The following is an 18834-nucleotide window of genomic DNA, read 5'->3' on the forward strand; positions in this document are numbered from 1 at the left end:
GGGTGGTAGCATGCGGGCCATTGTCTTTGAATCGCTGCCGCAATGCTCAAGTTCTGGAAGAAGAAACCCGCTGACGCCGCACCGGGCCAGTCGACCGCGCCAGCGGACGAGATCGCTCCGGCAGCCGGCTTCGCGCATGACACGGATGCCGTCTCGCTCGACCACGCCAGTCCCACCCTGGACGAAGCGCTGGCCGAAACGCCGCCCGCGCCCGATGCGCCCGCCGAAGATGTCGCCACCGAACTTGCCGCAGTCGTCGAAGCCGCCGCTCCATCCAAGCGCAGCTGGCGCGAACGCCTCTCCGGCAGCGGGTTTGCACGCAGCCTCACTTCCCTGTTCATCCGCCATCCCAAGCTGGACGACGATCTGCTGGACGAGCTGGAAACCACGCTCATCACGGCCGACGTCGGCGTCGAGGCAAGCACGACGCTGGTGGAGGATTTGCGCAAGCGCATGCACAAGCGCGAGTTCGCCGATGCCGGCGCGCTGCTGGCCGCTCTGCGCCAGTCGCTGATCGCCATGCTGCGTCCGGTCGAACAGCCGCTGGAGGTCAGCGGCCTCAAGCCGTACGTGATCCTCACGGTCGGCATCAATGGCGTTGGCAAGACCACCACCATCGGCAAGCTCGCCCGTCGTTATCGCGACGAGGGACGCCAGGTGATGCTCGCCGCCGGCGACACCTTCCGCGCTGCCGCCGTGGAACAGCTCAAGACCTGGGGCGAACGCAACAAGGTGCCGGTGATTTCGCAGGGCCAGGACGCCGATGCCGCCAGCGTGATCTTCGATGCACTGCAGGCCGCGCGGTCGCGCAACGCCGATGTGCTGATCGCCGACACCGCGGGCCGCCTGCACACGCAAGGCGGCCTGATGGACGAGCTGGGCAAGATTGCCCGCGTGCTCAAGAAAATCGACACCGCGGCGCCGCACGAAGTGCTGATGGTGATCGACGGCACCACCGGCCAGAACGCCGTGAGCCAGGTGCGCCAATTCCGCCAGATCGTCGGCGTCAGCGGCCTGGTGGTGACCAAGCTCGATGGCACCGCCAAGGGCGGCGTGGTGTTCGCGCTGGCGCGCGAATTCGGCCTGCCGATCCGGTACGTGGGCCTGGGTGAAACTGCCACCGACCTGCGCGTGTTCGATGCCGAGGCTTATGTCGACGGCCTGCTTCCCGCCAGCCTGGGTCAAGGCTGAGGAGCGCTGACGGGTGCCACGCTGGCTCCGCCTCGCCCTCATCGTGCTCAGCAGCGCCACGCTGCTGTTGGTGGCGGTCGCGCTGATCGCGGTACATGTGCTGCTGCAACCGGAACGCATCACCGCGATGCTGCAGCAACAGGCGCAGGATGCCGGCCTTGAGCTGAGCCTCGCCAGCCCCGCCACGCCCGCGCTGTTTCCGCGTCCCGCGCTTGAGCTCGAAGGCATCACGCTCAGCGCGCGCAACGCCAACATGCCCATTCTGCTCGCCGCGCGCGGCACGCTCGCGCTGCCGTGGCGCACGCTGCTGCACGGCGAAACCGTGATCTCGCAGATGCAGATCGACTCGCCGCGCGTCGACCTCGATGCGCTGCAATCGTGGCTGGACGACCTGCCCTCCGGCCCTTCCGCGGTGCCTGCGGCGATACCCAGCATTGATGCCGGTGTGCACATCACGCGCGGCAGCCTGGTGCGCGGCAACCAGATGTTGCTCGGCGATGTGGAGCTCGATGCAGGCCGGCTCGCCGCCAATCATGCGTTTCCGCTCACCATCACGGCGAAGGATGCGCAAGGTATCCCGACCCAATTGCGGCTATCGGTAACTCCGAGCATCAAGAACGGCTCGCTGCTGCTGCAGAACATCGCGCTGTATGTGGCGCACAGCACCACACTCACGTTGCATCTCACCGGCGACGCACGTTGGCGCGGTGCGGCCGATGCATCCGCACAGCTGACGGGCAAGCTCGATCACGCCAACGCGGGCGAATACGACGCCGTGATCCAACTCACTCCTGCCGACCAGAGCGATCCGCTGATGCTCGCGCTGAAGCTGGACGGCCCGGACAATCACGCCGATCTGCATATCCCTCCCTTGGCCCTGGCCAATTGGTGGTCGCAACTCGATCACGACGACGGTCCGCGACTGACCGTGCCGCCCGGCAACGGACATGCGGAGGTAGCCAGTATCGAGGCCGGCGATATCAGCGTCGAAGGCCTCACCATCCAGGCGGGCACCGATGTCCCGGCCCCCGCCGCCAGCACGGCGACACCGCCCAAACCGGCGGCAGCGAAACCCCCGCCGTCCAAGCCCACGCGCAAGTCGCCATGAATCCATTCGCTGCTGCATTGCTGGCCTGGTTCGACGAACACGGCCGCAAGGATCTGCCCTGGCAGCATCCACGCGACGCCTATCGCGTGTGGTTGTCGGAAGTGATGCTGCAGCAGACGCAGGTAGTGACGGTGATTCCGTACTTCCGGCGCTTTGTTGCTGCGTTGCCAACGCTGCGTGATCTCGCTGCCGCCGAGGAAGACACGGTGCTCGCGCTGTGGTCTGGCCTTGGCTATTACCGTCGCGCACGCTTCCTGCAGCGCGCCGCGCAGATCTGCGTGGAAAAACATCAGGGCGAACTGCCGCGGGATTTCGAAGCACTCGCCGATTTGCCCGGCATCGGTCGCTCCACGGCGGGCGCGATCCTCGCGCAGGCTTATGGACTGCGCTTCGCCATCCTCGATGGCAACGTCAAACGCGTGCTCACGCGGTATCTGGGCATCCACGGACATCCAGGCCAAAGCGCCATCGAAAAAACGCTCTGGCAACACGCCGATGCGTTGACGCCGGCACTGCGTACCGCCGACTACACACAAGCCATCATGGATCTGGGCGCCACCGTGTGCGTGCGCTCCAAACCGCTGTGCGATCAGTGCCCGCTTGCAGCGGACTGCGTCGCCAAGCGTGACGGCCTGACCGCGCAGCTGCCCAGCGCCAAGCCCACCAAAGCGATACCCACGCGCGATACTGTGATGCTGATCCTGCGCGACGCCGCTGGACGTGTGCTGCTCGAACGTCGCGGCGCGCAAGGCGTATGGTCCGGCTTATGGAGTCTTCCCGAAGCGAGCGATCACGATCACGCGTGGCGCACCGCCGAGTCCCTCGCGCGGATCGACGACGCGCATGCACTGCCACCGTTCGTGCATGTTTTCAGCCACTATCGGCTCAAGGTCGAGCCGCTATTGTTCGACGAGGCGACGGCGCATCAGCGCATCGCCGATAATGCCAGCCTGCGCTGGTGCGATCCCGGCGAGCGCGCTGCACTCGGCCTGCCCGCCCCGGTACGCACCCTGCTGCAGAACCTCTGAATCACTACCGATGAGTCACCACGCATGAGTCGTATCGTTCACTGCGCCAAGCTCGGCCGCGAGGCCGAAGGCCTGGATTTCGCACCCTGGCCCGGCCCGCTAGGCCAACGCATTTATGCGGAGATTTCCAAGGAGGCCTGGCAGCAATGGCTGGCCCATCAGACCATGCTGCTCAACGAATACCGCCTCAATCCGCTGGATCCCAAGTCGCGCCAGTTCCTGACCGCCGAAATGGAAAAATTCCTGTTCGGCGGCGACGTGAAACAGCCCGAAGGCTACGTCGCCCCGCCCGCAGAGTCTTGACGAGCCGCCCTGCTTCGGATTTAATGCACGGCTCCACGCGGCGTCTTCGACGCACGCTGGCATGGCCGGGTAGCTCAGTTGGTAGAGCAGGGGATTGAAAATCCCCGTGTCGGCGGTTCGATTCCGTCCCCGGCCACCATGATTTCAAGGGCTTGCAGCGATGCAGGCCCTTTTCTTTTGGCTCATGGCCGAACTCGCCTGCCGCTTGCGCCCTCCACCTGCAAGCAGGATCTATATCTCGCGCAGGCCCCGAATCCCAAGTTCATCCGTTGCTTCTATGCGTCGTCATTTTCGTCGCGGGGATCTCCTCACGACCTCGGCATATCCAACGCCACGAGCGCTTGATCGCGGCAAGTGACGGATCGGCGCCGCCCTTCTCCCTCGCCATCGCTCTCGGACCTCGCCCTCAGATTGTTCCGACAGACCGTCTTTTGAGGAGTTGCCATCCTGCTCCCAGCAACACCGCAAGAATCTTTTGCTCACTAGCCTTCCTGGCGATGCGGAAGACGCATGTTCGATCCTCTCGCCTCTCTGATGCTGCGACAGAGCCAGTTGAGTGGAGATGGCAACGGCCTAGATGGATCTCACGCTGCAGATGAAGCCAAAGGGGATGACATGCAGCCAGCAAGTCGAGTTCGTACTGCCGCGTACTTCTTGGCAACGTTTATCGCGCTCGGCGCATGCGCTCAGACGACCCCGCTGCCCGCATCACCGAGCTCTGCCCTCACACTGCCGCCCGTGGCGGTTTCGGGCGTTCTGCCAGGTCCTGCACTATGGAGGGTCAGCAGGGGCAGCCATGTGATGTGGATACTTGGAATCACTTCACCGCTACCCAGAGGCGTGCCATGGGAGTCGCCCAAGATCGAACATCTCATTGCCTCTTCCCAGCAGATACTCAAGCCACCGGGCCTGCAAGTCGGAGCGCAAGTCGGGCTTTGGGGTCGATTGCTGCTGATTCCCTCCATGATCGGACTGAAGAAGCTCCCGGACGGCCGGACGTTGCAACAGGTGCTATCGCCTGACCTGTACGGCCGCTGGCAAGTCCAAAAGAAGAAATTCCTTGGCAATAGCTCGGGTATCGAACATTTGCGGCCGACTTTCGCGGGCCAGAAGTTGTACAGCGCCGCCCTCCTTCAATCCGGGCTAACGGACAACCACAAGGTGGAGGCTGCCATCTATTTCGCCGCAGGCCGGGCCAAGGTGTCCGTAACCGACACTTCCTATGTGATGGTGCTCGATGATCCGCGTCGCGCCGCGAAGCAGTTCAAGCAAGTAGCCATAGATGACCAGCAGTGCCTCAGCGGCATTTTGAGTGTCATCGAGCAGGATTTCTCACAAGCCTCCGAACGGGGACACGCGTGGGCGACTGGGGACATCGAGACCTTGGCGAAAATTCTGTCGGCCAAGCAACAAGATGATTGTCTTTCAGCAATAGGCAACACCGACTTTGCCAAAGACATTGGCATGAACGATATCTCCGTCCGCATCCGACAAGCATGGATCAAGGCAGCCGAGGCCGCACTGACGCAGAACACCCAATCGCTGGCCTTGCTTCCAATGAATCTGATTTTGACTGGCGATGGCTATTTGAAGGAACTTCAAAAGGACGGCTATTCCGTCCAGTCGCCCGCGATGCTGATTGGAGCGAATGCCGATTATTGAGATCAACTGGGCGACGCATCCTGAAAAAAAGAGGATTGCCCAGTTACGGCACGGCACGCCCTGAAGCGGCGATGGCTGGAGATACACGCTGCGAGACCCGGCCAGGGTTTGAGTTCGCACCGCTATAGGTATCTCTTAGGGCCGCACAGGCCCCTCTGCAGGTCTCCACCAAAATGTGATTTGCATCACATTTTTTGCCTGCCGTTTCCGCGGCCCGCGACAAGTCGAACCGCAGGTCCAGGGCCCGGCTGCCGCCAGCGGCTTGCGTCTGCGTGTATGGGTGGCAGCAAGCCGAGACACCGTGTCCCAAGAATCATGAGTCACAGGGGTTGGGACAAACTTGGTGCTACATTCGCCACCGTTGCTCAATGTCTGAGCACATCACCAACAAAGGGGTCCGTTATGTTGAAAGCCCTCTCGCGTCGCGCATGCCTCTTTGGCGTGCTCGCTCTGGCTACGTCCGGAGCTGCCTTCGCCGACCAGCCGCCTGCTTCCGGCCTGGGCCAGTCCTGGCCCAACGCGTCCGACGTCAGCAGCAATCCGAACTTCCACGCCTATGTGTTCACCATTGGCGGGATCAACTTCGTGCAGATCAATGATGCGAACGGCAATGTGCTGGGCGCCGTCGGCGCGGCGGGTGGCCAGTTCATCACGCTACCGGTGGGTCGCTTCTCGCAGCTCGTGGTAACACCGCAGCAGCCTGCGGCCGTACCGACGGCGGCTACGCCGACCACGACGCCGACCACGGTCTATCAGGACAACGCGACCACCGTGACCGCGACCACGTTGAGCGACGGCACCACGCAACTGCGCGCTGCAGCGGCATGCGCAGGTGACCCGATGGTCTGCAACTCCCACATCCAGTAAGAATCAGTGGGAGGCCCGCGATCAGCGGCGTTAGACGCCGCTGATCGTGATGGGGTCGAGCAAGAGCAAGCTGACGCGACGGCCATTGGCGAGCGAATGCTCGCGGGCGTCACCTTCGAAAGTCATGGCGCGATCACGGATACCCGACCAGCCCATGCCGCTGGTGGAGCGCATCACGCGCGGAAGAAGTTCATCCCAACGCACGTTCGAGGATGCTTCTGCCTGGTCGCGGAAAATCATGCTGACGAGCGCCCAGCGGCGACCAGCCTTTTCGCCGCAGCGAACACGCACTACGACTTCGCTGAGGTTGCGCCTGGCACATGCATCGGCCACCACCTCGACGACGAGGCGGTAAATCACCAGGTGCAGGGTCTGCGAGAGGCGGCTCAACGGTCCGCGCAGATCGCACCAGTAGCCCACGCCTGTCTCGTCGAGCGCGCGGGGGATGGCACCCTCGCGCAGTGCCGCCGGCAGACCGCGCTCTCGCCACGATACGGGATAGAGGCTGTCGGCCAGACGAAACAGCTGGTCCTGTGCCACCAGCGCCTGGCGGTGATAGCTGCGATCTTCGATGGTCGGCTGCAAGTGACGCAGGCGGCCCATCATCATCGAAAAACTGGCTTGGACCGTTTCGCGAATCTGCTCCAGCGCCAGCGAGGTTGTGCGCAGCTGCATTTCGCCAATGTGGACATTGCGCTGGGCAAGCGCAATAGCCATCCGAACGTCCATCCGCTCCTGCTCCGCATGCTGGTGCAATGCGCCGATGCGCGCTCCCAGCAACAGCATGGAAGAAATGGCGAAGGCCACGATGGCTTCGGCCTGCATGGTCTGCTGATCGTAAGTAGCCGGCATCAGTGCGACCACGGCCAGACTCGAAGCCGTGCCGCCGATTGCCGCGCCCTGCCAACCGTGACGCATGGCCAGCCAGACAATGGGAAGAAACATGGCGACTTGCGCAATCTGGCGGACGCGCGGGGATTCCAGGCCAATCCAGACCAGCAGCAGCAAGGCGGGCACGACCAGGAAAGTGCTATCCAGCACCGTGCGGTTGTCGAGCAGGCGTGATCCCAGCTCGCGCCAGCGGGCACCGGTAAATAGCTGATGCGCAAACAAGGCCGTCGGCGTTACCGCCAGGATGCCAAGGTAATTGCCGAGCACCCACTCGACAGCCATTTTGTCGAAGTGCAGCGTATAGCCATCCGGCAACTTGGTGATCAGCATGGTGCTGATGTTGTAGGCCGTCATCAGGAATGACAGCACCAGCGCACAACCCAGCAGCGCGCCCATATTGAGCGCTTTGCGCGATTCCATGATCGGCCAGCGCTGGCGCACCGCCCACACCACCGGTGCCATGATGACGATACCCGGGATGACATTGACGATGGCCCAGGGAATACCCCACAGACTCGCGCACTGAATGCTTACGGGCACCAGGACGCCCATTTCGCCGAGCACGAGCCACGGCCAATCGCGATAGCGGGTGAGCAGCAGCGCGGTGAGATGTACGCCGCTCAGCAGCAGGAAGTGGGGAATCGTGACCTGACGAGCAAGGAAAATCAGCAGCCCGTAGGAAACGGCAATGCCGATGCGGCGGAACCACAGATTGGCCCACGGAGCGTCCAGCATTGCATCCCCCTGTCAGTCTTTCCCTCGCCTGCGCTGGGCTTCTGCGCAAGCGGCCGATCACATCGGTTGAGGCGTGAAAGCACTGTGAAACGCCCCGGCGTTCTAGCCCCATTATCGTAGCGCAGCCAGTTGTTGCAAATGTGCACCACGTCAAACATTTCAGCATCGAGTCGTGAAAGTCGCGACAGGTCTTCGACGTGAAATATTGCGGTGCTACCGCCGGGTTCCTGGCGGAAGATCACCCGGCCACCGCCGAATACAGGCGGTCTGGCAGGTAGCTGCGTACGGAGGCGGCGTCCAGATGGACCAGATTCTTGGCCACCTCGAGCATCACCCGCCCCTTGGTGGGGCCGTCCAGTCGATCCCGCAGCGAGCCCAGGAAGGCGGGCGCGGCGATCAGCATCAAGCCGTCGAAGCGCCCGTCGGTGCGGCCCTTGAGCAGGAAGCGGGAGAGTTCCAGGGCAAAATTGCTGGTTTCCTGCTCGACCATGGTGGTGTCGGGCTCTTCCGCATGGCTGCCTGGGCCGGATCGGTCAAAGCCCCGACCTGGCCTATCCGATACCAGATCCTGCTCATGCAGGCGCGCTTCCGGATGGATGAACGCATCCAGTTCCTCCAGCGGACCGGTCGGCTGCCGGGCCTGGAACAGCCGGGCGACGCCTCGATTGGCAACCACGATCCAAACCGTCTTGTTCATCACGCGCTCCCAGGAAGTTTCACCAGGAATGCCGGGCGACTGACATCCGCGCGCCAGGCGATGGCACCGGGCGCTGTCGACACCGTCGGGGAAGTTCGAGAATCCCCTTCAACACGTCAAGCCAACGTGAGCCTGACGGTCAGGCGCAGGTCGCTACGCCCATGACGATCGCCCGGCTGGCGTCCAAAACACCCAGGCCTGACGACGACCCGCGCCCATCCCATCCCTCGAGGGGAGTGCTTTTACGGCGGTCAGGCCGCCGATGCCTTGTGCAGCGCGATGCGTTCGAACGGCTCGAAGGCAGCGCCGGGCGAGGACTCCACGCACAAGGTCAGCGCATCGATACGCGCGGTCGGCAGCATCGACGCGCGCAGCGACAACCAGCGTTGCAGCGCGCGCTCTTCCTCGACGGAAGCCGGTGCCGATAGCGTCATGTGGAAACGGTAGCGTTCAAACACGTAGGGATACCCGTAACGTCCAAGGTAGTGAGTTTCGATGGCATCGAGCCCGGAGGCGCGACGCTGGAAATCGTGTTCCGCCAGCGGCAGACGCAAGGGTTCGATCGCTTCGGTGCAGGCCGCCGCCAGGGCGTTCACCGCTTTGCTGTCGCCCAGCGGACGCAGTGCCGGAAACCCGGCAAGCCGCGCACAGCGCAAGGTGAGATTGATGGGCGCGTGTGACCGGGCGACGACATGCAGGGCTTGGCGCAATTCACTGAGCTCGACGTCGGGCGACAGCGTGAACGGCGATCGCAAGGTCGCGTGCCAGCCGTAACGGCGCACATCCGCCAGCAGCGCATTCCAACGAGTCAGCCCAATCCCTGGAATGCCATTGGCGGCCAGCTCGGTGCTCAGCCAGTCGCGCCCCAAGGCAGCCAGCGCGCTCGCAGGCGCGGGGCAGAAGTAGATGGCGTAACGCATCAGCTGCCGACCAGCGATGCCCGCAGCAGCGGTATGAGCCCGAGTCGAGGGGGTCCGCCAAGCCATGCGCGATGTGCGCACATGCGAGGCATCCTCACATCGTCATTGCCCCGAAGCGCCCTGCCCTGTCCTCGCTTCACCCGTCCCCCTGCCAGTCCAAAATCCGCTGCCGACGATGCCGTACCGCTACCGTCGACAGGCCGCGCCTGATGGCGCTGCGCCCCTTAGCTAACTAAACCTATGTGACAAGACGGGGATCGGCGCGAAGTGCGACCGCGCGCCCTCTATGTTTCCCATCAGTTGCCGGTGTGCGTCGCGCATCCCCTTCGAGCACGGCGGACCTGCACGGCAGCGGCAGAGTTGACCATGAGCGCGGCTGGGGTAACGCGATGGAGTCGGCAGAACGAACGCGCGCATCGGCCGGGCCGCGCGCATGGGACGACGGGTGCCGGCTCAGCCCGGCAGCATGCCACCCGGCGCTAAGGCCGGGTGGCACGGCGGACGCCATCAGCTGATCGGATGGAACTTGCCCCACGGCGAAAGGATGTCCTTCCACGGTTCGGACAAACTCATGTCGCCAACGCCACCGAGCGCGCCGGCGGTGTCCTTCTGCCAGGTCTGCACGGCATCCTGCAGCCCCTTGGCGAAATGCGCCTGCACGTTGGCGGCGATCTGGTTGGTCACGCTGGCGTCGCCCATGCGCTGCTGCAGCTGTCGCCAGAACGTATCGGCGGGCATGGATGCCAGGGCCGCCCAATCCTGCGCCTTGATCAGTTGCTCCACGCGCGCCTGTTGTTCCGCGATGCCGTCGTCCATCGCTCGGGTGGACAGCTCTAGCCACTTCTTCCAGTTTTCCATCACCAGCTTGTTCACGCGCAGCTGAAGCTCGGTGTTGGCTTTGTAGAGGCTCAACGGGAGATCGCTCGGGTTAGCCATGTCATGCCCTCAGTGGGAGATCTTTTGCGGTAGCGCCATCGCCTTCCGGCGGCGGCTTTGCACAGGTGTCGCCATGACACCTCCGGCCACTATGGACCAGCTGCGCGACGGGAGCATGAACCTTCCGGCCTCAACAAAATGTGTGATTGGCGCGAGCTCGATCACTCGCTCGACGACGGCAGTACCGACTCGGCGAGCGGTTCAGATCGGTTCACGGGACGTAGTTTTGAAGGAAAACACATGCGAGCGACAGGGCAGCAAGAAAGTACACGGCCTGACGTACTACGCAGCGTGGATGGCCGAGGCGCGCATCGCCGACGGCAAGAGCACGCCGTTCGCGTAGATCCGCGTATGGGGAAATACTTCCGACTAGCAGGTGCCGCGCCTGAGCGAGGCGCATCGTCGCGTGCGGTAATCCACCCGGGGGCACCCATGTGCATCACATGGACTTCGAGGGCGGCACGTGGAAGGTGAAAGCAGACAACCGGGCCAGCAAGAGCGTCAATCTGCAGTTGAATCGGCAGACGAGTCGAGGCTCGGTACCGACGGGCATGGATGCGGTCGGCGCCAGTGGCCGCTGGCTGCGCAGCGATAAGCCACTTCTCAAAGACGTCAGGTGCGGCGCAAGCGCCGCACCTGACGAGGATGCTCTAGTAAAGCGCTACGCTCAGAGAGCGGCGTCCTTGAGCTTCTTCAGCGCGCGGATCTTCAGCTTCACCGTGGCGGGCTTGGCAGCGAACCACTGCTCTTCCTTGGTGAACGGGTTGATGCCCTTGCGCTTGGGCTTGGCCGGCACGTTGACGGCCGTGATCTTCAGCAGGCCCGGCATGGTGAAATGACCGGCACCCTTCTTGTGCACCGAGCCCGTCACTGCGCCTTCGAGCGAGGCCAACACTGCGCGCACGTCCTTCGCAGCCACGCCGCTGGCTTCAACGATGTGAGCCACGAGGCCCGACTTGCCCAGTGCGTCCTTGATCGGCTTATGAACAACCGCCTTGGCGGCCTTCGGAGCTGCCTTCGGAGCGGCCTTCTTCTTTGCTGCTGCTTTTTGCGCCTTCGCCATACATTTCCCCGTGGTGATCGATAGAGATGGTGTTTGATGCCTCTCGGCATGCGGAATGTATGGCATGCCAGCCCATCACGCCAAGCTGCAAGACGGAAAAAATGCGGTTTTTTTTTGATATTGGCCTGGAAGGGGTGAAGAAAGTCACGATTGGGCACTCGGAAAGGCTGTTTTTTAGGGCTTTTCCTAGCCTTCCCCATCCGGCTGCCGACGGCGCCGCGTCAGGCGGCTATGGACCGGCGGCGCCAGCCGTCTCTACTATCGAGGTTCGTCTCCACGCTAGGTGCTGCCCATGAAGCGATTGGCCTTATCCCTGCTCGCCCTGTCTGTGACGTCGGCGCTGTTCGCTGCCGATGCACCGACCACCCCGACGTTCGACCCGCACCGTTTGTCGGACGACGTCAAAACGCTCTCGTCCGATGCCTTCGAAGGCCGCGGCCCCGCTACGGCGGCCGAAACCAAGACCATCGATTACGTCGTTGCCCAGTTCAAGGCGGCCGGCGTGCAGCCGGGCGGCGACCTGAAGAACGGCAAGCGCGAATGGACGCAAGCCGTGCCGCTGCTGCAGTCCGACATCGCCGGCACGCCGTCGCTGTCGTTCACCGTCAACGGCAAGACCGAAGCACTGACCCAGGGCCAGCAGATCGCCGTGCGTTCCGCGCTCGACGGCTCCAAGGCCGTGTCGATCAAGGACGCGCCGCTGGTGTTCGTGGGCTACGGCGTCAAGGCGCCGGAGCGCAACTGGGACGACTTCAAGGGCGTGGACCTGAAGGGCAAGATCGCCGTCGTGCTGATCAACGACCCGGACTTCGAAACCGGCGTGGGCGACTTCGGCGGCAAGGCCATGACCTACTACGGCCGCTGGACCTACAAGTACGAAGAAGCCGCCCGCCAGGGCGCAGCCGGCATGCTCATCGTCCACGAAACCGCACCGGCCTCCTACGGCTGGGCGACCGTGGCCAACTCCAACACCAACACCCAGTTCGACGTGGTGCGCGACCATCCCGCCAGCGCACATACGCCGGTGGAAGCGTGGATCCAGCGGGATGTGGCGGTTGACCTGTTCAAGTCTGCCGGCCTCGATTTCGAAGCGCTGAAGAAGCAGGCACAGACGCGCGACTTCAAGCCGGTGGTGCTGAAGGGCGAGACCTTCTCGGCCAACTACAAGATCAACTCCAAGGTGATCACCTCCCACAACATCGTGGGCCGCGTCGAGGGCAGCAAGCGCCCGAACGAGACGGTGATCTACAGCGCGCACTGGGACCACCTCGGCGTCGGCGCCCCCGATGCCAAGGGCGACAAGATCTACAACGGTGCGGTGGACAACGCCACCGGCACTGCCGCGCTGATCGAACTGGCTCGCGCCTTCGCCAGCCAGCCCAAGCCGGAACGCTCGGTGGTGTTCCTCAACGTCACCGCCGAAGAAAAGGGCCTGCTGGGTTCGGAGTACTACGCCTCCAAGCCGCTCTACCCGCTCGCCACCACGGTGGCCGACATCAACATGGATGCGCTCGATCCGCACGGCCCGTCGCGCAACTTCACCATCTCCGGCAGCGCCAAGCTCGACCTGCTCGATGAGCTGACCGCCACGGCCAAGCAGTGGAACCTCGTGTATTCGGCCGATCCGAAGCCCGAAGCCGGCCACTTCTTCCGCTCCGATCACTTCTCCTTCGCCAAGCGCGGCGTGCCGGCCGTGTCGTTCGGCTCGGGCAACGACTGGGTGGATGGCGGCCTCGCCGCCGGCAAGGCGGCCGAGGACGAGTACGTGGCCAAGCACTATCACCAGCCGTCCGACGAGTGGCAGGCGGATTGGCCGTTCACCGGCATGGCCCGCGATCTGCAGGTCCTCTACAAGCTCGGCAGCGACCTCGCCAACTCCGACACCTGGCCCAACTGGAGCAAGGATTCGGAATTCCGTGCGGCCCGCGACTCTACGGCGGCACAGCGCAAATAACCGCGATTTGGTTGCAGTACACGAAAAGGCCCGCAGCAATGCGGGCCTTTTTCTTTAACCGCGCCAACTCGCGGGAACATGTTTTTCACGCGACGCTGATTCAGATGACGGCAAAACACAACGGCAATATGGCAGTCACCGTCGAGCCAGACAGGAATCACAAGAAGGTCATGCATCGACGGCAAGCTGCGCACCACGGACTACTAAAAAAGTTGAATCCTATGCTGGCGCAATACGTCCACCCCTCGAAAACCGGCCTGTTCCGCATCGTTCGCCATGGCCGCCAATGGCGCGTGTTGTGCGATGAGTGCGAAATGGGCCGCCACGAAACGGCCGAAGCCGCACTCATCGCCATTCGCATGGACTGCGCGCAGGCGCGCCTCCCCGGCGACCTGAGCGAGTGGCGCTATATCCCCGAACTCGCCCTGGCGCACTCGCGCGTATCGAGCGAAGGCACGCGCTGGCGGCTGGCTGGCTAAGCCGTCTCACTTCTCCTTCTCCCCTTTGGGGGAAGGCCGGGACATTGCCACCTTTACGGTGGTGAGGGGCGGGTGCTCGCGGAAGAGTCACCTAATTGCCCTTGCCAGCTACTCGTGTGCGTTGATCACCGCCAAAAAGTCCCGCCCATAGCGCTTGAGCTTCGCCTCACCCACGCCACTGATCGCCGACAGCTCTGTCTCGTTCGCTGGCAAGGCACGCAGCATCGCCAGCAAGGTCGCGTCGTGGAAGATCACGTACGGCGGCACACCATGTTGCTTCGCCAGCTGCGTACGCAACTTGCGCAATTCATCCCATAGCGGCTGCTCGTAAGCCTCCACGCCAAGGCTGCCACCGGTCACCAGCTGGCTGTCGCGACGACGCTTGCGCGTGGCGCGTGCCGGCGTTGCGTCCTCGCGCAGACGCACCGGACGATTGCCCACCAGCACCTCACGACTGGCCTTGCTCAGGCGCAGCGTGCCGAAGCCTTCCGCATCGGCTTCCAGCAAGCCCATCGCGAGCAATTGGCGAAACACCGAGCGCCACTGCTTTTCATCCATGTCGGCGCCGATGCCGAACGTGGAAAGGCGATCGTGTCCCAAGTCGGTCATGCGCGTGCTGTCCTCGCCGCGCAAAATACTGATGACATGGCCGGAACCAAAGCGCTGCCCGCTGCGATACACCGCAGAAAGCGCCTTCTGCGCAGGTACCGTGGCATCCCAAGTCTTGGGCGGTTCGATGCAGTTGTCGCAGTGGCCGCATGGCCCCTGGAACGATTCGCCAAATGCGGCGAGCAACAGTTCACGACGGCATTGCGTGGCTTCCGCATACGCCAGTTGCGATTCCAGTTTCTGGCGCTCGACACGCTTGCGCTCATCCGCCGATTCCGATTGCGCAATCATCTGGCTCATCGTCACCACGTCCGACAGGCCGTAGATCATCCACGCCTCGGACGGCAGGCCGTCGCGACCCGCGCGTCCGGTCTCCTGATAGTACCCTTCCATGCTGCGCGGAAGATCCAGATGCGCGACGAAGCGCACGTCGGGCTTGTCGATGCCCATGCCGAAGGCCACCGTGGCCACCATCACCACGCCGTCCTCGCGCAGGAAACGCCGCTGATTTGCGTTGCGCGTCGCGGCATCCAGACCGGCGTGATAGGGCAACGCCTCGATCCCCGCTTCCGTCAGCCACGTCGCCGTTTCATCCACCTTGCGCCGACTGAGCGCGTAGACGATGCCCGTCTCGCCGCGATGCCGTTCCAGGAATTCCATCAACTGCCGTCGCGCGTTGTGGCGCAGGCCGACCTGATAGCGGATGTTCGGCCGATCAAAACTCGATACGAACTGACGCGCCTCTTGCAGCGCCAGCCGCTCGACGATTTCATCGCGCGTGCGCTGATCGGCCGTTGCAGTGAGCGCGATGCGCGGAATCTGCGGGAAACGCTGATGCAGCACCGCCAGCTCGCGATACTCAGGGCGGAAATCGTGTCCCCATTGCGACACGCAATGCGCTTCGTCGATGGCGAACAGCGCGACCTCGGTGCTCTCGAGCAAACCGAGAAAACGAGACGTCAACAATCGCTCCGGTGCGACGTAAAGCAGGTTCAGCTCACCGGCAAGCAGACGGCGCTCCACCTCACGCTGATCTTCCGCGCCCAGGCTGGAGTTGAGATAAGCCGCAGAAACGCCGGCTTCGCGCAACGCATCCACCTGATCCTGCATCAACGCGATCAGCGGCGACACCACGATGCCAGTGCCCTGCCTCACCAACGCAGGAATCTGATAGCACAGCGACTTGCCGCCACCCGTAGGCATCAGCACCAAGGCATCGCCACCGTCGATCAATTGTTCGACGACGGCTTGCTGCTGACCGCGAAATTGCGCGTAGCCAAAAACGCTTTGAAGAATATCGAGAGGGGCTGGAAGCATCGGCGAATGCTAGCAAATGTCGAATACCGCTTTGCATCTCGCGTGGCTGTGTTTTGTCAAGACGTACGCAGATCGGCCAGCCAGCCGACGCTCTGCTCGGGGGAAAACCGACTAAGTGCAGCAGCTCAATCGCGCGTAGGCATAACTGGAGGAAATCTGCGATACCCGATACTTGCCACCGGGCAGATCTAGCCTGGCATCCCCCACAACGCCCGATCGAGATTGGCATCCAGGCCAAAACTTGCCAACGGCACGCGGCCGTTCTTGACTTCCACGCCCTCGGCTTTCAGGCGCTTGCTCTGCTCGCGAAAACTCCGACTGCCGGGAGGAAACGCGATGTGGCCGCTGGAACGGAGCACGCGAAACCAGGGAAGCTCCATGCCGTCCGGAACTTCGCCGAGCGCCTTGCCTACCAGCCGTGCGCGCCCTGGCAATCCCGCTCGCGCAGCGATGGCACCGTAGCTGGCGACGCGACCGGCGGGAATAGCTGCGATGGCAGCAAAGATGCGGGCGTGCGCCTCTGATTTGGGCTTGTCCATGATCTTCAACAGGCTCTTTACACCGGGTCGTGGCACAGTAGCGAGCCTGGATCGGCCTGCCAAGGAGATCGCACCATGCGCCATTTCGAAGCCGTGCGTTCCCACATCGGCAGCTTGCACGCGCTGCGCCACAATGACCCGTACCTGATCAGTTTCGACCTGACTTTGCCGCATGATCGGCACCAGGGCATCTATCTCGCCGAACTCGAAGACGAGTCCGGCCGGCGTTATCTGCGCATCTCCACACCGGTGGGCCCGCTCGCCGGCGCTGACCCGCGCCGATGCCTGCGTTTCAACTGGGAGCAGCGGAAAGGTTTCCTGGCTGTCGCAGACCTGGATGGTTCGCCCTACCTGCACCTATGCGAAAACCGGCCGTATGAATTGCTGGATGCGGTGGAATTGAGACGCCTGATTGAGGAGCTCGGCGAGCTGGGCGATCAGTTGGAGAGGATAGTCGCGGTTGGGGGCGATGACCTCTGATTGAAGGCGGTAACGGCCCCTCGCACGAGTTGCGCGGCGGGGAAAAGGAGAAGCCGCGCATCGTATTTCCGTGCAGGCAGCAGCCCAGCCACAACGCGACTGTAGGAGCGCACCCTGTGCGCGACAGGCCAACGGAGCGGTACACCCATGCGCCGCGGTCGCGCACAAGGTGCGCTCCTACAAGGGAGCGCGCGGCCCGTGTGTCGGGTCAAAGTGCTGGTCGGGTATTTTGTGGGAGCGCACCCTGTGCGCGACAAGCCGACGGAGCGGCACACCGCATCGTGGCTGTCGCGCACAGGGTGCGCTCCCACAGACAAGCAGGCGCGCGAAGGGCTGGAGGGCAAAAGCCGATGCGGAGCGAGGCCCGGCTTTAAGTCCTCTGCGATTCGGGCGCGTTGCGCAGCGCTTTGAGGTACCCGCTGTGTACCCTCGGAAGTTGTCCCACAACAAAGCGCATCGAGCGCTCGGGCTTATCCCAGCACAATGCTGCGGGCGTTATCAGGCCATTTTCTTTGGGTTACTTTTCTTTTACGCCGGGCATCCTGCCCTCCGCCCTTCGGGCCGGCTTCGCCATTCGCACGCGCTCCTGCGCGTGCGTGGGCCAGCAAAAGAAAAGTGACTCGAGCGGCGGCAGCCGGTCGAAACGCCCGCCGCGTAGGCGGCAAGCTGGCCGAGAGGCGACGACCGAAGACTAACGAAACGGGACGCCCAGCCTTCGGCTGTTGAAGAGCGCCTGCGACTTGCGCCGGGATGACGGCAATGAGGGAGCGTTCCCGCGAGCACCCGCCCCGCACCCCGGCCCTCTCCCCGGCGGGAGAGGGAGAAGTGTGGTGCACCGCTTGAATGCTTGATCGCTTAACTCGCGCGACAAAACGAGTCACAACAACCAAGCCCCACTCAAAACGTCGCCGCCAACCTCACAAACCCATACGCCAACAATGCCGTAATCGGCAACGTAAGTATCCACGCCCACACCATCCGCTCCACCACCGACCAGCGAATCGCATTCCATCGCTTGGCCGCGCCCACACCCATGATGGACGCCGACACGTTATGCGTGGTCGACACCGGAATGCCGAACGCGGACGCGGTGAGGATGACCGCCGCCGAGCTGCCCTCGGCCGCAAAGCCGTTGATGGGGTGCAGCTTCACCATCTTGTGACCCAGCGTCTTGATGATGCGCCAGCCGCCACCTGCGGTGCCGCCTGCCATGGTGAGCGCGCAAACCACGGCCACCCACGCAGGCACATTGAAGCCGCCGTCGGCCGAACCGTGGATGCGCAGGAAACCCAGCCACTCGGGCAGGCCGTCGAACTGACCGGCGGTGGTTGCGCCCGCCAGCGCGAGCGCAATGATGCCCATGCTCTTCTGCGCGTCGTTCATGCCGTGGGCGAGGCCCATCGCGCTGGCCGAGACGATCTGCGCCTTGCCGAAAAATGCATTCACGAACGGCGTGCGGCCAAATCGCCGCAAAAAGCCGGTGCGACTGGAGAACCAACTCAGCAAGGCGTACAGCCCGCCCATCAAGAGGAAGCCGATGACGAAACCCAGCAGGGGTGAAATCACCATCGGCAGAATGACCTTGGGCACCACCCCCTTGCCATCCCACCAATGCGCCCCGCCCTGCGACCAGATCACCGAAGCGAAGTTGTTGCCGGAGGCCGCGATCGCCGCGCCTACCAGCGCGCCAACCAGCGCATGACTGGAGCTGGACGGCAGGCCCCACCACCAGGTGATGAGGTTCCACACCGTGGCCGCCAGCAAGGCGCATATGAGCAATTGCGGCCCCGCATCGATCACATGCGTATCGATCAGGCCCGACGCGATGGTCTTGGCCACGGCCGTGCCCCACAGTGCGCCGATCAGGTTGGTGATCGCCGCCATCATCACGGCCTGGCCGGGCGTCAGCACCTTGGTCGCCACCACCGTGGCGATGGAGTTGGCGGTATCGTGAAAACCGTTGATATAGGTGAAAGCCAGCGCGATCAGCACCACGGCAATAGCCAGACCGATGCTCATGCGCGCACCTCGCGCACAACGCCGTGTGCCCGGAAT

The 18834-nt window shown here is 63.4% G+C and carries 17 protein-coding genes and 1 tRNA gene; 10 read left to right on the forward strand and 8 right to left on the reverse strand.

The features are described from left to right. The first annotated feature begins 42 nt into the window (after positions 1-42). The 7 genes from ftsY to AC1DMY_RS13245 all read left to right on the forward strand — a co-directional run bounded on the left by ftsY (position 43) and on the right by AC1DMY_RS13245 (position 6159). Positions 43-1191 (forward strand): signal recognition particle-docking protein FtsY, encoded by a 1149-nt coding sequence (ftsY, locus tag AC1DMY_RS13215; RefSeq protein ID WP_477165400.1) that lies wholly within the window; start codon positions 43-45, stop codon positions 1189-1191. 13 nt (positions 1192-1204) lie between these two features. After that, on the forward strand, positions 1205-2299 hold the full coding sequence (locus AC1DMY_RS13220; protein WP_477165401.1) for an AsmA family protein: 1095 nt from the start codon (positions 1205-1207) through the stop codon (positions 2297-2299). Then, the gene (gene mutY / locus AC1DMY_RS13225) at positions 2296-3327 is read left to right on the forward strand and encodes an A/G-specific adenine glycosylase (protein WP_477165402.1); all 1032 of its coding nucleotides are present in this window, start codon (positions 2296-2298) and stop codon (positions 3325-3327) included. Before AC1DMY_RS13220 ends, mutY begins: the two co-directional genes overlap by 4 nt. Positions 3328-3351: 24 nt before the next feature. Next, positions 3352-3630, forward strand: a complete 279-nt coding sequence (locus AC1DMY_RS13230) for an oxidative damage protection protein (RefSeq protein ID WP_477165403.1) — start codon at positions 3352-3354, stop codon at positions 3628-3630. Between the two features lie 63 nt (positions 3631-3693). Then, positions 3694-3769, forward strand: a tRNA-Phe gene (locus tag AC1DMY_RS13235). 371 nt (positions 3770-4140) lie between these two features. After that, positions 4141-5292: a TraB/GumN family protein gene (locus tag AC1DMY_RS13240; protein WP_477165404.1), complete on the forward strand. Its 1152-nt coding sequence runs from the start codon at positions 4141-4143 to the stop codon at positions 5290-5292. Between the two features lie 402 nt (positions 5293-5694). Next, entirely contained in the window at positions 5695-6159 is a 465-nt protein-coding gene (locus tag AC1DMY_RS13245) for a hypothetical protein (protein WP_477165405.1), read from the forward strand. 30 nt (positions 6160-6189) lie between these two features. Here AC1DMY_RS13245 and AC1DMY_RS13250 read toward each other — a convergent pair whose 3' ends face one another. From AC1DMY_RS13250 to AC1DMY_RS13270, 5 genes are all read right to left on the reverse strand, one after another. Continuing rightward, positions 6190-7785 (reverse strand): MASE1 domain-containing protein, encoded by a 1596-nt coding sequence (locus AC1DMY_RS13250; RefSeq protein WP_477165406.1) that lies wholly within the window; start codon positions 7783-7785, stop codon positions 6190-6192. A gap of 238 nt (positions 7786-8023) precedes the next feature. Next, positions 8024-8482, reverse strand: coding sequence for a host attachment protein (locus tag AC1DMY_RS13255; RefSeq protein ID WP_477165407.1), 459 nt, complete (start codon positions 8480-8482; stop codon positions 8024-8026). Positions 8483-8733: 251 nt separating this feature from the next. After that, on the reverse strand, positions 8734-9402 hold the full coding sequence (locus AC1DMY_RS13260; protein ID WP_477165408.1) for a DUF1045 domain-containing protein: 669 nt from the start codon (positions 9400-9402) through the stop codon (positions 8734-8736). A gap of 507 nt (positions 9403-9909) precedes the next feature. Continuing rightward, on the reverse strand, positions 9910-10338 hold the full coding sequence (locus AC1DMY_RS13265) for a phasin family protein (protein WP_477165409.1): 429 nt from the start codon (positions 10336-10338) through the stop codon (positions 9910-9912). Between the two features lie 667 nt (positions 10339-11005). Further along, on the reverse strand, positions 11006-11401 hold the full coding sequence (locus AC1DMY_RS13270; protein WP_046973133.1) for an HU family DNA-binding protein: 396 nt from the start codon (positions 11399-11401) through the stop codon (positions 11006-11008). 292 nt (positions 11402-11693) lie between these two features. Here AC1DMY_RS13270 and AC1DMY_RS13275 point away from each other — a divergent pair, with 292 nt between their 5' ends. Together AC1DMY_RS13275 and AC1DMY_RS13280 are read left to right on the forward strand one after the other, a co-directional pair. Beyond that, a complete protein-coding gene (locus AC1DMY_RS13275; protein ID WP_477165410.1) occupies positions 11694-13355 on the forward strand; it encodes a M28 family metallopeptidase in 1662 nt (553 codons plus the stop codon). A gap of 38 nt (positions 13356-13393) precedes the next feature. Then, entirely contained in the window at positions 13394-13834 is a 441-nt protein-coding gene (locus tag AC1DMY_RS13280) for a hypothetical protein (RefSeq protein ID WP_477165411.1), read from the forward strand. Between the two features lie 108 nt (positions 13835-13942). Here the strand turns inward: AC1DMY_RS13280 and recQ are convergent, their stop codons facing one another. Both recQ and AC1DMY_RS13290 read right to left on the reverse strand, forming a co-directional pair. Continuing rightward, the gene (gene recQ, locus AC1DMY_RS13285; protein ID WP_477165412.1) at positions 13943-15760 is read right to left on the reverse strand and encodes a DNA helicase RecQ; all 1818 of its coding nucleotides are present in this window, start codon (positions 15758-15760) and stop codon (positions 13943-13945) included. Between the two features lie 188 nt (positions 15761-15948). Then, positions 15949-16299, reverse strand: a complete 351-nt coding sequence (locus AC1DMY_RS13290) for an MGMT family protein (protein ID WP_477165560.1) — start codon at positions 16297-16299, stop codon at positions 15949-15951. Positions 16300-16374: 75 nt separating this feature from the next. Here AC1DMY_RS13290 and AC1DMY_RS13295 point away from each other — a divergent pair, with 75 nt between their 5' ends. Continuing rightward, complete coding sequence (locus AC1DMY_RS13295) at positions 16375-16779, forward strand: hypothetical protein (protein ID WP_477165413.1); 405 nt, start codon at positions 16375-16377, stop codon at positions 16777-16779. Positions 16780-17676: 897 nt separating this feature from the next. On the opposite strand, the gene AC1DMY_RS13300 is transcribed toward AC1DMY_RS13295, so the two are convergent. Then, positions 17677-18798 carry an inorganic phosphate transporter gene (locus tag AC1DMY_RS13300; protein ID WP_211259212.1) on the reverse strand — a complete coding sequence of 374 codons (1122 nt, stop codon included), beginning with the start codon at positions 18796-18798 and terminating at the stop codon, positions 17677-17679. Positions 18799-18834 lie beyond the last annotated feature (36 nt).

It is taken from the genome of Dyella sp. 01L423 (assembly GCF_056399945.1).

What these genes read in the sequence shown, in the direction of transcription:
- ftsY (WP_477165400.1), top strand. Translation starts at nt 43, where the DNA reads ATGCTCAAGTTCTGGAAGAAGAAACCCGCTGACGCCGCACCGGGCCAG.
- mutY (WP_477165402.1), top strand. Translation starts at nt 2,296, where the DNA reads ATGAATCCATTCGCTGCTGCATTGCTGGCCTGGTTCGACGAACACGGC.
- AC1DMY_RS13230 (WP_477165403.1), top strand. Translation starts at nt 3,352, where the DNA reads ATGAGTCGTATCGTTCACTGCGCCAAGCTCGGCCGCGAGGCCGAAGGC.
- AC1DMY_RS13240 (WP_477165404.1), top strand. Translation starts at nt 4,141, where the DNA reads ATGTTCGATCCTCTCGCCTCTCTGATGCTGCGACAGAGCCAGTTGAGT.
- AC1DMY_RS13245 (WP_477165405.1), top strand. Translation starts at nt 5,695, where the DNA reads ATGTTGAAAGCCCTCTCGCGTCGCGCATGCCTCTTTGGCGTGCTCGCT.
- AC1DMY_RS13250 (WP_477165406.1), bottom strand. Translation starts at nt 7,785, where the DNA reads ATGCTGGACGCTCCGTGGGCCAATCTGTGGTTCCGCCGCATCGGCATT.
- AC1DMY_RS13255 (WP_477165407.1), bottom strand. Translation starts at nt 8,482, where the DNA reads ATGAACAAGACGGTTTGGATCGTGGTTGCCAATCGAGGCGTCGCCCGG.
- AC1DMY_RS13260 (WP_477165408.1), bottom strand. Translation starts at nt 9,402, where the DNA reads ATGCGTTACGCCATCTACTTCTGCCCCGCGCCTGCGAGCGCGCTGGCT.
- AC1DMY_RS13265 (WP_477165409.1), bottom strand. Translation starts at nt 10,338, where the DNA reads ATGGCTAACCCGAGCGATCTCCCGTTGAGCCTCTACAAAGCCAACACC.
- AC1DMY_RS13270 (WP_046973133.1), bottom strand. Translation starts at nt 11,401, where the DNA reads ATGGCGAAGGCGCAAAAAGCAGCAGCAAAGAAGAAGGCCGCTCCGAAG.
- AC1DMY_RS13275 (WP_477165410.1), top strand. Translation starts at nt 11,694, where the DNA reads ATGAAGCGATTGGCCTTATCCCTGCTCGCCCTGTCTGTGACGTCGGCG.
- AC1DMY_RS13280 (WP_477165411.1), top strand. Translation starts at nt 13,394, where the DNA reads ATGCGGGCCTTTTTCTTTAACCGCGCCAACTCGCGGGAACATGTTTTT.
- recQ (WP_477165412.1), bottom strand. Translation starts at nt 15,760, where the DNA reads ATGCTTCCAGCCCCTCTCGATATTCTTCAAAGCGTTTTTGGCTACGCG.
- AC1DMY_RS13290 (WP_477165560.1), bottom strand. Translation starts at nt 16,299, where the DNA reads ATGGACAAGCCCAAATCAGAGGCGCACGCCCGCATCTTTGCTGCCATC.
- AC1DMY_RS13295 (WP_477165413.1), top strand. Translation starts at nt 16,375, where the DNA reads ATGCGCCATTTCGAAGCCGTGCGTTCCCACATCGGCAGCTTGCACGCG.
- AC1DMY_RS13300 (WP_211259212.1), bottom strand. Translation starts at nt 18,798, where the DNA reads ATGAGCATCGGTCTGGCTATTGCCGTGGTGCTGATCGCGCTGGCTTTC.